This window comes from Streptomyces sp. CBMA123 (assembly GCF_014596465.1).
Classification (GTDB): Bacteria; Actinomycetota; Actinomycetes; order Streptomycetales; family Streptomycetaceae; genus Kitasatospora.
In genome coordinates this window covers 1-13321 of the sequence record NZ_MECK01000501.1, presented here as the reverse complement: position 1 = coordinate 13321, position 13321 = coordinate 1, and the positions used below count along the sequence as shown (strand labels likewise).

General features: G+C 71.0%; 10 protein-coding genes. 2 read left to right on the top strand and 8 right to left on the bottom strand.

Annotated elements, in window-relative coordinates; genetic code table 11:
- Positions 1–35 precede the first annotated feature (35 nt).
- The 4 genes from BG452_RS35290 to BG452_RS35275 form a co-directional block, all read right to left on the bottom strand.
- Entirely contained in the window at positions 36–839 is an 804-nt protein-coding gene (locus BG452_RS35290; RefSeq protein ID WP_317621379.1) for an amino acid ABC transporter ATP-binding protein, read from the bottom strand.
- Positions 836–1810, bottom strand: coding sequence for an amino acid ABC transporter permease (locus tag BG452_RS35285; protein ID WP_317621378.1), 975 nt, complete (start codon positions 1808–1810; stop codon positions 836–838). The genes BG452_RS35290 and BG452_RS35285 overlap by 4 nt, the downstream gene beginning before the upstream one ends.
- Before the next feature lie 37 nt (positions 1811–1847).
- Positions 1848–2777, bottom strand: a complete 930-nt coding sequence (locus BG452_RS35280) for an ABC transporter substrate-binding protein (protein WP_188308417.1) — start codon at positions 2775–2777, stop codon at positions 1848–1850.
- Between the two features lie 454 nt (positions 2778–3231).
- Positions 3232–4158, bottom strand: coding sequence for an ABC transporter substrate-binding protein (locus BG452_RS35275; protein ID WP_188308416.1), 927 nt, complete (start codon positions 4156–4158; stop codon positions 3232–3234).
- A gap of 585 nt (positions 4159–4743) precedes the next feature.
- On the opposite strand from BG452_RS35275, the gene BG452_RS35270 reads away from it, so the two are divergent.
- Together BG452_RS35270 and BG452_RS35265 are read left to right on the top strand one after the other, a co-directional pair.
- On the top strand, positions 4744–5937 hold the full coding sequence (locus BG452_RS35270) for an NADP-dependent malic enzyme (RefSeq protein WP_188308415.1): 1194 nt from the start codon (positions 4744–4746) through the stop codon (positions 5935–5937).
- Positions 5938–6140: 203 nt separating this feature from the next.
- Positions 6141–7103, top strand: coding sequence for a zinc-binding dehydrogenase (locus tag BG452_RS35265; RefSeq protein WP_188308414.1), 963 nt, complete (start codon positions 6141–6143; stop codon positions 7101–7103).
- Between the two features lie 60 nt (positions 7104–7163).
- Here the strand turns inward: BG452_RS35265 and BG452_RS35260 are convergent, their stop codons facing one another.
- The 4 genes from BG452_RS35260 to BG452_RS35245 all read right to left on the bottom strand — a co-directional run.
- Positions 7164–8234, bottom strand: coding sequence for a PadR family transcriptional regulator (locus BG452_RS35260; RefSeq protein WP_188308413.1), 1071 nt, complete (start codon positions 8232–8234; stop codon positions 7164–7166).
- 1 nt (position 8235) lies between these two features.
- The gene (locus BG452_RS35255) at positions 8236–9159 is read right to left on the bottom strand and encodes a DUF4097 family beta strand repeat-containing protein (RefSeq protein WP_188308412.1); all 924 of its coding nucleotides are present in this window, start codon (positions 9157–9159) and stop codon (positions 8236–8238) included.
- Between the two features lie 205 nt (positions 9160–9364).
- Positions 9365–9547 carry a DUF6104 family protein gene (locus tag BG452_RS35250; protein WP_188308411.1) on the bottom strand — a complete coding sequence of 61 codons (183 nt, stop codon included), beginning with the start codon at positions 9545–9547 and terminating at the stop codon, positions 9365–9367.
- Positions 9548–9674: 127 nt separating this feature from the next.
- Positions 9675–13321, bottom strand: a 3647-nt coding sequence (locus BG452_RS35245) for a multifunctional oxoglutarate decarboxylase/oxoglutarate dehydrogenase thiamine pyrophosphate-binding subunit/dihydrolipoyllysine-residue succinyltransferase subunit (RefSeq protein WP_411293074.1), incomplete at its 5' end; no start/stop codon positions are given.

The following is a 13321-nucleotide window of genomic DNA, read 5'->3' as shown; positions in this document are numbered from 1 at the left end:
GCAGGAAACCGCCTGCCGGGCGCCGACGGTACGGCTCAGAGGACCTTGGAGAGGAAGGCCCTGGTGCGCTCGTGCTGGGGGTTGGTGAGCACCTCGCGGGGGTTGCCGGACTCGACCACCACACCGCCGTCCATGAACACCAGCGCGTCGCCGACCTCGCGGGCGAAGCCCATCTCGTGGGTGACGACCACCATCGTCATGCCCTCCTCGGCCAGGCCGCGCATGACGTCCAGGACGTCGCCGACCAGCTCCGGGTCGAGCGCCGAGGTGGGCTCGTCGAAGAGCATCAGCTTGGGCTTCATGGCCAGCGCGCGGGCGATCGCCACGCGCTGCTGCTGGCCGCCGGAGAGCTGCGAGGGGTAGTTCTTCGCCTTGTCGGCGAGGCCGACCCGCTCCAGCAGGGCCATTCCGCGCTCCCGGGCCGCGGCCCTGGTCTCGCCCTTGACCTGGACCGGCGCCTCGATGACGTTCTCTATGGCGGTCATGTGCGGGAACAGGTTGAAGCGCTGGAACACCATGCCGATGTCGCGCCGCTTCAGGGCGACCTCGCGGTCCCTGAGCTCGTGGAGCTTGTCGCCCTTCTGCCGGTAGCCGACCAGTTCGCCGTCCACCCAGAGGCGGCCGCCGTTGATCTTCTCCAGGTGGTTGATGCACCGCAGGAAGGTCGACTTGCCGGAGCCGGACGGGCCGATGAGGCAGAACACCTCGCCCTGTCGGACCTCCAGGTCGATGCCCTTGAGCACCTCGACCAGGCCGTAGGACTTGTGCACGTTCTCGGCGCGGACCATCGGCTCGGTGGAGGCGACGGAGCCGGCGGGGGTCTTGCTCAGATCGGTCATACGTGACCACCTCCCTCGAGCCCCGGGACGACGTCGGCGCTCGTCTTCGGGGTGGGCTTCCCGGCGAACAGTCCCCGCAGTCGCTGCAGCGGGGTGGGCGGGAGGGTGCGGTTGGAGCCCCGGGCGTAGTGGCGCTCGATGTAGTACTGACCGATGGTCAGCACGGAGGTGAAGAACAGGTACCAGATGCTGACCACGATCAGCAGCGGGATGTTCTGGTAGTTCCGGGAGTAGATGACCTGCCCGGCCCGGAAGATCTCCTCCAGGGAGATCACCGAGACCAGCGAGGTGGTCTTCAGCATCGAGATGGTCTCGTTGCCGGTCGGCGGGATGATCACCCGCATGGCCTGCGGCAGGACGATCCGCCGCATGGTCTGGAACCGGCTCATCCCGAGCGCGTGGGCGGCTTCGGTCTGGCCCTCGTCGACCGACTGGATGCCGCCGCGGACGATCTCCGCCATGTAGGCGGCCTCGTTGAGGCCGAGGCCCAGCAGGGCGGCGACGAAGGTCGGGATCAGGACGTTGGTCTCGCCGGACCAGAACTCCGGCCCCCACGGGACGCCGATCGACAGCTTGGCCCAGATCAGGCCGAGGAAGTTCCAGAACACCAGCTGCACCAGGACCGGGGTGCCGCGGAAGATCCAGATGTAGACCCAGGCGGTGCCGGCCAGCAGCGGGTTCGGGGACAGGCGCATCACCGCGAGGATGATGCCGCCGACCACGCCCATGAGCATGGAGAGGGCGGTCAGCTCCAGGGTCACGAGCAGCCCGTGCATGATGCTGTCGTGGAACAGGTACTGCCCGACGATGTCCCACTTGAAAGCGGGGTTGGTGAAGAGGGCGCTCAGCAGCATCGCCGCGAGCAGGGCGATGACGACGGCGCCCGCCCAGCGTCCGGGGTGGCGGACCGGGACGGCCTTGATGGTCTCAGGCCGTCCCTTCTGCGCCGTCCCCTTGTCCAGAGAGTTCACGGTGTGGCCTCGGGGGAGAGATGAAGCGTACGAGGGGTCAGCTGACGGCGCCGTTGACGGTCGACTTGGTGAGCGCACCGGCCTCGACGCCCCACTTGGTGAGGATCTGCTTGTAGGTGCCGTCGTCGATCAGCGACTGGATGGCACCCTGGACGGCCGGGGTGAGCTTGGAGTCCTTGGCCAGGGCCACGCCGTAGGGGGCCACGCCGTAGGTGTCGCCGAGCTTCTCCAGCTGGCCGCCGGCCTGCTTGATCGCGTAGTCGACGACCTGGGAGTCGGCCATCATCGCCTGGTCGCGGCCGGAGACCACGGCGTTGGTGACGTCCGTCTGGAGGTCGAACTTGTCGCCGTCGTTCGGGATGCCCGGCTTGCCGGCCTTGGCGCAGTCCGGGTTGCGGGTGTCCTTGATCTCGTCGGCCTGGGTGGTGCCGGTCTGGACGGCGACCTTCTTGCCGCAGAGGTCCTTCGGGTCGACCTTGTCCGGGTTGCCCTTCTTGACCGCGATGGCGCTGCCGGAGTTGAAGTAGGTCACCATGTCGACGACCGCTTCGCGCTCCTTGTTGTCCGTGAAGGACGACATGCCGAGCTGGAACTTGTTCGACTGGATGCCCGGGATGATCGCGGTGAAGCCGGAGTCCTGGACCTCGGCCTTGAGGCCGAGCTTGGCGGCGATCGCGTTGGCGAGGTCGACGTCCATGCCGATGACCTTGCCGCTGTCGTCCTTGAACTCGTCCGGCGCGTACGAGGCGTCCGCGCCGACCACGAGCTTCCCGGCCGACTTGACGTCGGCGGGGACGAGGGCGGCCAGCTTGTCGTCGGCCTTGACCTCGTTGACGGTCGCGGAGGCGTTCGGGGCGCCGCTGCCGTCGCTGCTCTTGCTGCTGCTGCAGCCGGTCAGCACCAGGGACACGGAGACGGCAGCCACGCCGGCCGCGAAGAGGCGGGTGCGCTGGGTACGGACGGTCATGAGGGGGATCTCCTCCTGGGGAGAGAAATCGGGCGGAGCGCGCCGCGGGAGCGGCGCACCGGGGCAGCTGGCCGTACGGAGCCGTACGGATGGGTATGTCGCTGTACGTCGTCGTACGTGCGTTGCCGGGTGGTGCAGTTGCCCGGGCGCAGGGGGCCGCCCGGGGTGGTGCGGGTACTGCTTCCGCCACCCTCCGCCGAGGTGGACGTCGACCTGAACCGCCTCGACCCAGTGGCCGGCTCGATCCGAGATGGGGGGAATCCTGCCATCTGATGACGGTCAGGTGGCCCTCATCCAGATCAAAATCGGATAACGAGGGCTCTTGCTGTCCGCTATTCGGACGGATCGCGTGCCCCTGTCACGCTGCGTATAAGTATGCAGATCCGCCTGTGCTCCGTCGGGAAGCCCCGCCGCCGCCCGCCACCGCCCGCCGCCGCCCCGTCGGCCCGCGGGCTCAGATGCCCCCGTTGACCACCGCGTTCTGCGCCGCGCCCGCGCTCACGTTCCACTTGCCGAGGATCTTGTCGTACTCGCCGCTGCGGATCAGCTGGTCCACCGCCTTGGACAGGGTGTCGCGCAGCTCGGTGTCCTCCTTGCGCACCGCGATCCCGTACGGGTTGGAGGTGGACTGGGCGCCGGTCACCTCGAAGCGGCCCCCGCCGTCCATGGTCTTCGCCGCGTAGGCGGCCACCGGGAAGTCGTCCAGCCCGGCCGCGGCGCTGCCGGCGGACACCTCGGCCAGCGCCTTGGCGTCGGTGTCGAAGCGGTGCACCGTCAGCGGGCGGCCGGTGCGGGCGCAGACGGCGACCTGCCGGGTGGCGATGCCGTCCTGGGTGGTGCCCTGCTGGAAGGCGACCGTGCGGCCGCACAGGTCGTCGAGGGTCCGGATCCCCTTGGGGTTGCCCTTCGGGACGACGATCGAGGTGCCGGCGATGAAGTAGTCCACGAAGTCCACGCCCGGGTCGACCTGCTTGCCGTCGGCGTCCAGGCCCTCGCGGCGCTGGCGGACGTCGCTGAGCGCGGACATCGCCACGTCGAACTGCTTGCCCTGGAGGTTCGGCACCAGCTTGTCGAACGGGGTGTCCACGAACTCGACCCGCACGTCGAGGATCCGGCCGAGGGCGGCGGCGAGGTCCGGGTCCAGGCCGGCCGGCTTGCCGTCCGGGCCGCGGAACTCCACCGGCGCGTAGTTGACGTCCATGCCGATCCGCAGCACCCCCGCCGAGCGCTGGGCCTTGGGCAGTCTGCCGCGGATGTCCTTGACCGGGTCGCTCGCGGCAGCCTGCCCGCCACCGCCGCAACCGGTGAGCAGCAGGGAGCCGGCGGCGGCCAGGGCGGCTGCGGCGACGACCCGACGACGGGCATGGCGGAGGTGAGGCATGAGGGCTGCTCCTGAGGGCGGAACCGCGGTCACCGCGGTGTCACGCCGGTGTACGCGGAATGGCGGACAAGCGATCCTGCCATCCCACCCTGCCGGGCCCGGCGGCGGGTGTGTCAGAATTCGGTACCGGGTGACCCCCGAACGCTCGAACCAGACCGACGAGCCCCGACAGGCTCGGGGTGCTCAGGACCGGAAGTCATCACGTGGCTCCGTATCCGGGGCGCCGGATCCCCTACGGGTCTGCGTTCACTCCTGCGGGTGTGCGTGCCTCAACGCCGTTGCCGCCGCCGGAGCTCGGTGCTTCCGACACCGGGCCCCGTCCGACGCGACAGCACGGCGATGAACGGTGCGTGACGAGGACGAAAAGGCATAGGTGCGATGCCTTTGTCCGACCTACGCTCGGCCCGGTAGCACGACGCGGACAACACAAGACCCTATAAAAACCCTCATCCGAGGGCGCCACCCGACGGCAGCGCCCCCGCCCCGACCCCGGGTCCGCTTCGGCGTACCCGGTTTCCGGCTTCCGGACGGGGCGCCCAGCCCGTCGGCCGCGCACCTCGCCAGATCAATGACGAAGAGGTCATCGTGGCAGCGGAGATCATCAGCAGCACCCAGGACACCGCCGATCCGGTCGACGCCGTTTTCGCGCTCCACCGCGGCGGCAAGATGGAGATCCGGGCGACCGTGCCGGTGCGCGACGCGGACGACCTGTCCCTCGCCTACACCCCCGGTGTCGCCCGGGTCTGCACGGCCATCGCCGAGCAGCCGGAGCTGGTCAACGACTACACCTGGAAGTCCAACACCGTCGCGGTGGTCACCGACGGCACCGCGGTGCTCGGCCTCGGTGACATCGGCCCGGAGGCCTCGCTCCCGGTGATGGAGGGCAAGGCCATCCTGTTCAAGCAGTTCGGCGGGGTGGACGCGGTGCCGATCGCGCTCGCCTGCACCGAGGTGGACGAGATCGTCGAGACGGTGGTCCGGCTGGCCCCGTCCTTCGGCGGCGTCAACCTGGAGGACATCTCCGCCCCGCGCTGCTTCGAGATCGAGCGCCGGCTCCAGGAGGCCGTGGACATCCCGGTCTTCCACGACGACCAGCACGGCACCGCGATCGTCACCACCGCCGCCCTGTGGAACGCCGCCAAGGTGACCGGCCGGGAGATCGGCTCGCTGCGGGCCGTCATCTCCGGCGCGGGCGCGGCCGGCATCGCCATCGCCAAGATGCTGCTGGCGGCGGGCATCGGCGACGTGGCCGTCTGCGACCGCAAGGGCGTGGTGTACCGGGGCCGTGAGGACCTGACGGACGTCAAGGCCGAGATCGCCGAGCTGACCAACCGTTCGGACCTCAAGGGCTCGCTGGCCGACGCGCTGGCCGGCGCCGACGTGTTCATCGGCGTCTCCGGCGGCACCGTGCCGGAGCAGGTCGTGGCGACCATGGCCGAGGGCGCGTTCATCTTCGCGATGGCCAACCCCAACCCGGAGATCCACCCGGAGGTGGCGCACAAGTACGCGGCGGTCGTCGCCACCGGGCGCAGCGACTTCCCGAACCAGATCAACAACGTGCTGGCCTTCCCGGGCATCTTCGCCGGGGCCCTCCAGGTGCGGGCCTCCCGGATCACCGAGGGCATGAAGCTGGCCGCCGCCAAGGCGCTGGCCGGCGTGGTGGCCGACGAGCTGACCCCGCAGAAGGTCATCCCCTCGCCGTTCGACGAGCGGGTCGCCCCGGCGGTCAGCAAGGCCGTGGCCGAGGCCGCCCGCGCCGAGGGCGTGGCCCGGATCTGACGGGCGGGCACCCCCCGAGCCGAAGGGCGCGCCGCCGCCGAAGGCGAGGAGCGACCAGCGAGGTACGAGCGCCGGAGCGCCGACCGTCGGCAGCGGGTCCGGGCGCCCGGAGGCGAGCGGGGGGACAGCAGAACTGGGGCCGGGACACGCGTCACACTCACGCGTGGTTCCCGGCCCCGGCCGTCCCGGCTAGTGTCCGGGGCATGTTTGCTGCCTATGCCGCCCGTATCGACGCCGACGACCCGCTGAGCGGGCTGGAGTTGGGCGAACTCCCCGAGCCGCAGGCCCGTCCCGGGTGGAGCGTGGTCACGGTCCGGGCCGCCAGCCTCAACCACCACGACCTGTGGTCGCTGCGCGGGGTCGGCCTGCCCGCCGAGAAGCTGCCGATGATCCTCGGCTGCGACGCCGCCGGCGTCGACGAGGACGGCAACGAGGTGGTCATCCACTCGGTGATCGGCCAGTCCGGCCACGGGGTGGGCCCGAACGAGCCCCGCTCCATCCTGACCGAGCGTTACCAGGGCACTTTCGCCCAGCAGGTGGCCGTGCCCACCTGGAACCTGCTGCCCAAGCCCGCCGAGCTGAGCTTCGAGGAGGCCGCCTGCCTGCCCACGGCCTGGCTGACGGCGTACCGGATGCTGTTCACCAACGCCGGGGTCAAGCCCGGTGACACCGTCCTGGTGCAGGGAGCCGGCGGCGGGGTGGCGACCGCGTTGGTCGTCCTCGGCAAGGCGGCCGGCCTGCGGGTCTGGGTCACCGGCCGGGACGAGGCCAAGCGCCGTCGGGCGGTCGAGCTCGGCGCGGACGCGGCCTTCGAGAGCGGCGCCCGGCTGCCCGCCCGGGTGGACGCGGTGATGGAGACGGTCGGCGCCGCGACCTGGTCGCACTCGGTGAAGTCGCTGCGCCCGGGCGGCACCATCGTCATCTCCGGTGCCACCTCCGGCCCGAGCCCGAAGGCCGCCGAGCTGAACCGGATCTTCTTCCTGGAGCTCAAGGTGGTCGGTTCGACCATGGGCACCAAGGAGGAGCTGGCCGGGCTGCTGGCGCTGTGCGCGAACACCGGGGTCCGTCCGGTGATCGACTCGGTGCTGCCGCTGGCCGAGGCCCGGGACGGCTTCGCCAAGCTCGCCAAGGGCGAGGTCTTCGGCAAGATCCTGCTCAACCCCTGAGCCGCGACGGCCCGGTGCCCCTGCTACGAGGGGCGCCGGGCCGCGGGAGGAAGGCGAGGCTCAGCCGAGCAGCCGCTTCAGCCGCTCGCCGGCCGCGCCCAGCACCGAGCGGGCCTCGGTCAGCTTGTCGGTGCTCACCCCGCCGTCCCGGGCCGCGTCGCGGACCTGGTCGCGGAAGCGGTCGAGCAGCCGCTCCAGTTCGCGGGCCGGGTCGCCGTCCGGGTCGGTGCGGGCCCACTCCGGCAGGTCGGCGGGGGCGGTCGCGGTGTCCCCGTCCTTGTCCAGGTCGATCCTGGTCACCGTGATCCGCTCGGACGACTCGGACGGCTCGGACGACTCGGCGGTCCCGCCCGTCGGGTGGCCCCAGCGGGCCGCGTCGGCCAGCCCGGCCAGGCCCTTGGTCAGCTCGGCCAGGCCCTCGGCCAGTCCGGTCGGCCAGTCGCCCTTCGCCGCGTGCTCGCGCACCTGCTGCTCGACCCGGCGCTTGATCCGCAGCGCCTCCTGCTGGGCGGCGGTGCGGGAGGCCTTGGCCTGCTCGCGCAGCCGGCGGGCCTCCTCCTCGGCGGCCTTCGCCTTGGCCTTGGCGGCCCGCTCCTGCTCCCGGGCGCGCTTGGCCTGCTCCTTGGCCTGTCGCTTGAACTGGGCGAACTCCTCCTTGGCGCGCTGCCAGGACTCGTTGTCGCCCCAGGGGCCGGCCCACGGGTCGCCGCCGGTCCTGCCGCCGGTCTCGGGGCGCTCCGGCCGGGGGGCCTGCTTGGCGGCCTGCCACAGCTCCTCGCGCAGGTCCTTGGCGCTGTCCCGGACGTCCTCCCGGATCGCCCCGGCGAGCTGGGCCACCGAGTCGTGGATCTCCAGCTCCAGCTCGTCCAACTCGCCCTGTCGGGCTTCGAGTTCGGCGCGCCCGGCGTCGGTCAGCCGGTAGACCTTGCGGCCGCCCTCGGTGGCGTGGCTGACCAGGCCCTCCTGCTCCAGCTTCGCCAGCCGCGGGTAGACCGTGCCGGCGGAGGGGGCGTACAGGCCCTGGAAGCGCTCCTCCAGCATGCGGATCACCTCGTAGCCGTGCCGCGGGGCTTCGTCCAGCAGCTTCAGCAGGTAGAGCCGGAGCCGGCCGTGGCCGAACACGGGGGTCATCTCAGGCCTCCTTGGTGAAGTCGGGCCCGGCGGGCTTGTCGGAGGCGGGGGAGGCCGGGAGCTCCTTGACCACCACCGGGGCGTCGTCCTCGGACTCGGGACGGCGCAGCACGGTGACGGCGCCGGAGACGGTGGTGACGTTGAGGCTGCCGCGGCCCTCGCCGAGCTGGCCGGAGATCTTCTTGGCGCCCCAGGTGCTGCTCATGGTGAGCTCGTCGAAGGTGCTGGAGACGTCGCCGCTGGTGGAGCCGGCCTCGACGGTGGCGTCGGCCAGCGAGGGGATGCGGACCACGACCGGGCCGCTGACGGTGTTGACCTTGACGTCGGTCTCGCCGGCCACGTCCAGGTCGAGGGTGACGGCGCCGGTGACGGTGTTGGCCTGGACCCGGTCGGCGGTGCCGGCGATCACGGTGAGCTGCCCGGAGACGGTGTTCACCTTCAGCCGGCCGCCGACCGCCTGGGCGTCCACGTCGCCGGTGACGGTGCCGGCGTCGATCCGCCCGGTGACCCCGGCCAGGGTGGTGTCGCCGCTGGCGCTCTGCACCGAGACGTGCCCGTCGATGCCGGTGACGGTGGAGTGGGCCGACACGGTGCCGACCTTGACTTCGGTGCCGGCCGGCACGGTCAGGGTGAGGTCGACGGAGCGCTTGCGCTTGAAGGAGTCGAAGAAGCTGCGGACCGAGCCGACCGACTTGATCCAGTCGCCGAACTCGCCCCAGCTGTTGATGTCCTTGTAGGTGGCGGTGAGGACGCCGTCCACCAGCGTCACATGCAGCGGGTCGCCCTTGAGGCCGGTGACCTCCAGGCGGGCCGGGCCCTCGGCCGCGACCACGTTCACGGTGCCGTCGATGACGCGCACGTGCAGCGCGCGGACCGGCTCCTCGAAGGTGGTCCTGCCGGGTCCCTCGATCGTCCACTGGCTCATCTCTGCCGCCTCCCGTCGCGGATCGCGATGTATCGCGTTCTCTCCTGAAGACGATATATCGCGTGCCGGGAAAAGCAAGCGGTTCACCCCCGAGACGGGCCCGGACCCACCCCGGAGCCGTCCCCTACGGGCTCCCCGGAGACGCGCCGAGGGCCCGGGAGGCGGTTGCCTCCCGGGCCCTCGACGGGATCACGGCGTCAGGACGTCACTCGTCGTCGTCCTCGTCGTCGAGCCGGGCCAGCCAGGTGGCCAGCCGCTCGACCGGGATCTCGAAGTCCGGGTTGAGGTCGACGAACTCGCGCAGGCGCTCGGCCAGCCACTCGAAGGTGACCTCCTCCTCGCCGCGCCGGCGTGCCAGCTCCTCGATGCCTCGGTCGGTGAAGTACACGGTTCGCTCCGGTCCGATGGGGATTGACCTGGTCAGGATAGACCGGGCCGGGAACGGCCCGCGGCCCCGCCTCCCTGGTCGGGAGACGGGGCCGCGGGGCGTCACTGCGGTGCGGGGCTTCGGCTCGTCAGAGCGAGAAGACCTCCTCGATCAGCGCCTGCTGCTCGGCGGCGTGCCGCTTGGCCGAGCCGACGGCCGGGGACGAGGCCGCGGTGCGGGCCACCCGGCGCAGACGGGCGTCGCCGCCGGTGCGGCCGATGACGACCTGCAGGTGGTCGACCAGGTTCATCGCGATGAACGGCCAGGCGCCCTGGTTGGACGGCTCCTCCTGGGCCCAGACGAACTGGACGTCGTCGCCGTAGCGGGCCAGCTCCTCCTGGAGCTCGGACACCGGCAGCGGGTAGAGCCGCTCGACCCGGACGATCGCGGTGTCGGTGACGCCGCGCTCGGTGCGGGCGGCCTCCAGGTCGTAGTAGAACTTGCCGGCGGTGATGACCACCTTGCGGACCTGGGCCGGGTCGACGGTGGAGTCGCCGATGACCGGGCGGAACGAGCCGGACAGGAACTCCTCGGTCGCACTCGCCGCGGCCTTCAGACGCAGCATCGACTTCGGGGTGAAGACGACCAGCGGCTTGTGGTGCGGGTTGTGCGCCTGCCAGCGCAGCAGGTGGAAGTAGTTCGACGGCAGGGTCGGCATCGCGACCGTCATGTTGTTCTGCGCGCAGAGCTGGAGGAAGCGCTCCGGGCGGGCGGACGAGTGGTCCGGGCCCTGGCCCTCGTAGCCGTGCGGCAGCAGCAGCGTGACGCCGGAGTTCTGGCCCCACTTGGTCTCGGCGGAGGCGATGTACTCGTCCACCATGGTCTGGGCGCCGTTGACGAAGTCGCCGAACTGCGCCTCCCACATGACCAGCGCGTTCGGGCGGGTCAGCGAGTACCCGTACTCGAAGCCCATGGCCGCGTACTCCGACAGCAGGCTGTCGTAGACGGTGTAGCGGGACTGGTCCTCGGTGAGGTACTGCAGCGGGGTGTAGTCCTCGCCGGTCTTGCGGTCGATCAGGACGGCGTGCCGCTGCCCGAAGGTGCCGCGGCGGCTGTCCTGGCCGGCCAGGCGGACCGGGTGGCCCTCCATGAGCAGCGAGCCGATGGCGAGGGTCTCGCCCATCGCCCAGTCGATGGTGTTGTCCTCGACCGAGGCGGCGCGGCGCTGCAGCTGCGGCAGCAGGCGCGGGTGGACGGTCAGCCAGTCCGGGTGGTTGACCTGCGAGGCGGCGATCCGCTTGACCATCTCCTGGGAGATGCCGGTCTGGATGGAGACCGGGAAGTCGGCGACCGGCTTGCCGGCGGTGGCGTCGGCCGGCGCCTGGGCCGCGTCGCGGACCTCGGCGAAGACCTTCTCCAGCTGGCCCTGGAAGTCCTGGAGCGCCTGCTCCGCCTCTTCCATGGTGATGTCGCCGCGACCGATCAGGCCCTCGGTGTACAGCTTGCGCACCGAGCGCTTCTTGTCGATCAGGTCGTACATCAGCGGCTGGGTGAACGACGGGTTGTCGGCCTCGTTGTGACCGCGGCGGCGGTAGCAGATGAGGTCGATCACGACGTCCTTGTGGAACGCCTGGCGGAACTCGAAGGCGAGCCGCGCGATGCGGACCACGGCCTCCGGGTCGTCGCCGTTCACGTGGAAGATCGGGGCCTCGATCATCCGGGCCACGTCGGTGCAGTACATCGAGGAGCGGCTGCTGGCCGGGGCGGCGGTGAAGCCGACCTGGTTGTTCACCACGACGTGCACGGTGCCGCCGGTGCGGTAGCCGCGCAGCTGCGACATGTTCAGGGTCTCCGCGACGACGCCCTGGCCGGCGAAGGCCGCGTCACCGTGGATCTGGATCGGCAGCACCGGGAAGGTCGTGCCGCCCTGGTCCAGGATGTCCTGCTTGGCGCGGGCGATGCCCTCGACGACCGGGTCCACGGCCTCCAGGTGGGAGGGGTTCGCGGCGAGCGAGACCTTGATGGTCTCGCCGTCCAGGCCGGTGAAGGTGCCGTCGGCGCCCAGGTGGTACTTGACGTCGCCGGAGCCGTGCATCGACTTCGGGTCGAGGTTGCCCTCGAACTCGCCGAAGATCTTGCCGTACGGCTTGCCGACGATGTTGGCCAGCACGTTCAGGCGGCCGCGGTGGGCCATGCCGATGACGGCCTCGTCCAGGCGGTGCTCGGCGGCGGAGTCGATGGTCGCGTCCAGCAGGGCGATCAGCGACTCACCGCCCTCCAGCGAGAAGCGCTTCTGACCGACGTACTTGGTCTGAAGGAAGGTCTCGAAGGCCTCCGCCGAGTTCAGCCGGCGCAGGATCCGCAGCTGCTCCTCGCGCTCCGGCTTCGAGTACGGCTTCTCCAGGCGCTCCTGCAGCCACTTGCGCTGCTTCGGGTCCTGGATGTGCATGTACTCGATGCCGACGGTGCGGCAGTAGGTGTTGCGCAGCAGGCCGAGGATGTCGCGGAGCTTCATCATCTTCTGGCCGCCGAAGCCGCCGACCGCGAACTCGCGCTCCAGGTCCCACAGGGTGAGGCCGTGGGTGGTGACGTCCAGGTCGGGGTGCTTGCGCTGCTTGTACTCCAGCGGGTCGGTGTCGGCCATGAGGTGGCCGCGGACCCGGTAGGAGTGGATCAGCTCCATGACGCGCGCGGTCTTGTTGACCTCGTCGTCGTGGGTGGTGGCGACGTCGGTGGCCCAGCGGACCGGCTCGTACGGGATCCGCAGCGACTCGAAGATCTCGTCGTAGAAGCCGTTCTCGCCGAGCAGCAGGCGGTGGATCTCGCGCAGGAACTCGCCGGACGCCGCGCCCTGGATGACGCGGTGGTCGTAGGTCGAGGTCAGCGTCATGATCTTGGAGACGCCCAGGCGGGACAGGGTCTCCGGGGCGGAGCCCTGGAACTCGGCCGGGTACTCCATGGCGCCGACACCGACGATGGTGCCCTGGTTCTGCATCAGGCGCGGCACGGAGTGCACGGTGCCGATGCCGCCGGGGTTGGTCAGCGAGACCGTGACGCCGGTGAAGTCGTCCATCGTCAGCTTGTTGGCGCGGGCCCGGCGGACGATGTCCTCGTAGGCCTGCCAGAAGCCGAAGAAGTCGAGGGTCTCGGCCTTCTTGATGGCCGCGACGACGAGCTGGCGGTCGCCGTTCGGCTTGACCAGGTCGATGGCCAGGCCGAGGTTGACGTGCTCCGGCTTGACCAGGAAGGCCTTGCCGTCCTCCACCTTGTAGCTGTGGTTCATGCCCGGGGCGGCCTTGATGGCCTGGACCAGGGCGTAACCGATCAGGTGGGTGAAGGAGACCTTGCCGCCGCGGGCGCGCTGCAGGTGGTTGTTGATGACGATGCGGTTGTCGATCAACAGCTTCGCCGGGACGGCGCGGACCGAGGTCGCGGTCGGCACCTCCAGCGAGGCGTCCATGTTGGTGGCGACGGCCTTGGCCGGGCCGCGCAGCTGGACCAGCTCGGGGCCGGCCGGTGCGGCGGCGGGTGCGGCCGGGGCAGGGGGCGGGTGGGGCCGCCGCGCGGGCGCCGCGGCGGGGGGCGGGGCGGCCGGGGGGGGGGGGGGGGGGGGGGGGGGGGGGGGGGGGGGGGGGGGGGGGGGGGGGGGGGGGGGGGGGGGGGGGTGGGGGCCGGCGGGACGCCCCAGGACCGCAGGGTCTGGGAGACCTGCCGGGAGACCGCGACGGTGGTGCTGCCGAGCCGTTCGGCCGCCAGGTAGAGGCCCTTGACGCCTCGGGTGACCGGCCGGCCCTC

What these genes read in the sequence shown, in the direction of transcription:
- BG452_RS35290 (WP_317621379.1), bottom strand. Translation starts at nt 839, where the DNA reads ATGACCGATCTGAGCAAGACCCCCGCCGGCTCCGTCGCCTCCACCGAG.
- BG452_RS35280 (WP_188308417.1), bottom strand. Translation starts at nt 2,777, where the DNA reads ATGACCGTCCGTACCCAGCGCACCCGCCTCTTCGCGGCCGGCGTGGCT.
- BG452_RS35275 (WP_188308416.1), bottom strand. Translation starts at nt 4,158, where the DNA reads ATGCCTCACCTCCGCCATGCCCGTCGTCGGGTCGTCGCCGCAGCCGCC.
- BG452_RS35265 (WP_188308414.1), top strand. Translation starts at nt 6,141, where the DNA reads ATGTTTGCTGCCTATGCCGCCCGTATCGACGCCGACGACCCGCTGAGC.
- BG452_RS35260 (WP_188308413.1), bottom strand. Translation starts at nt 8,234, where the DNA reads ATGACCCCCGTGTTCGGCCACGGCCGGCTCCGGCTCTACCTGCTGAAG.
- BG452_RS35255 (WP_188308412.1), bottom strand. Translation starts at nt 9,159, where the DNA reads ATGAGCCAGTGGACGATCGAGGGACCCGGCAGGACCACCTTCGAGGAG.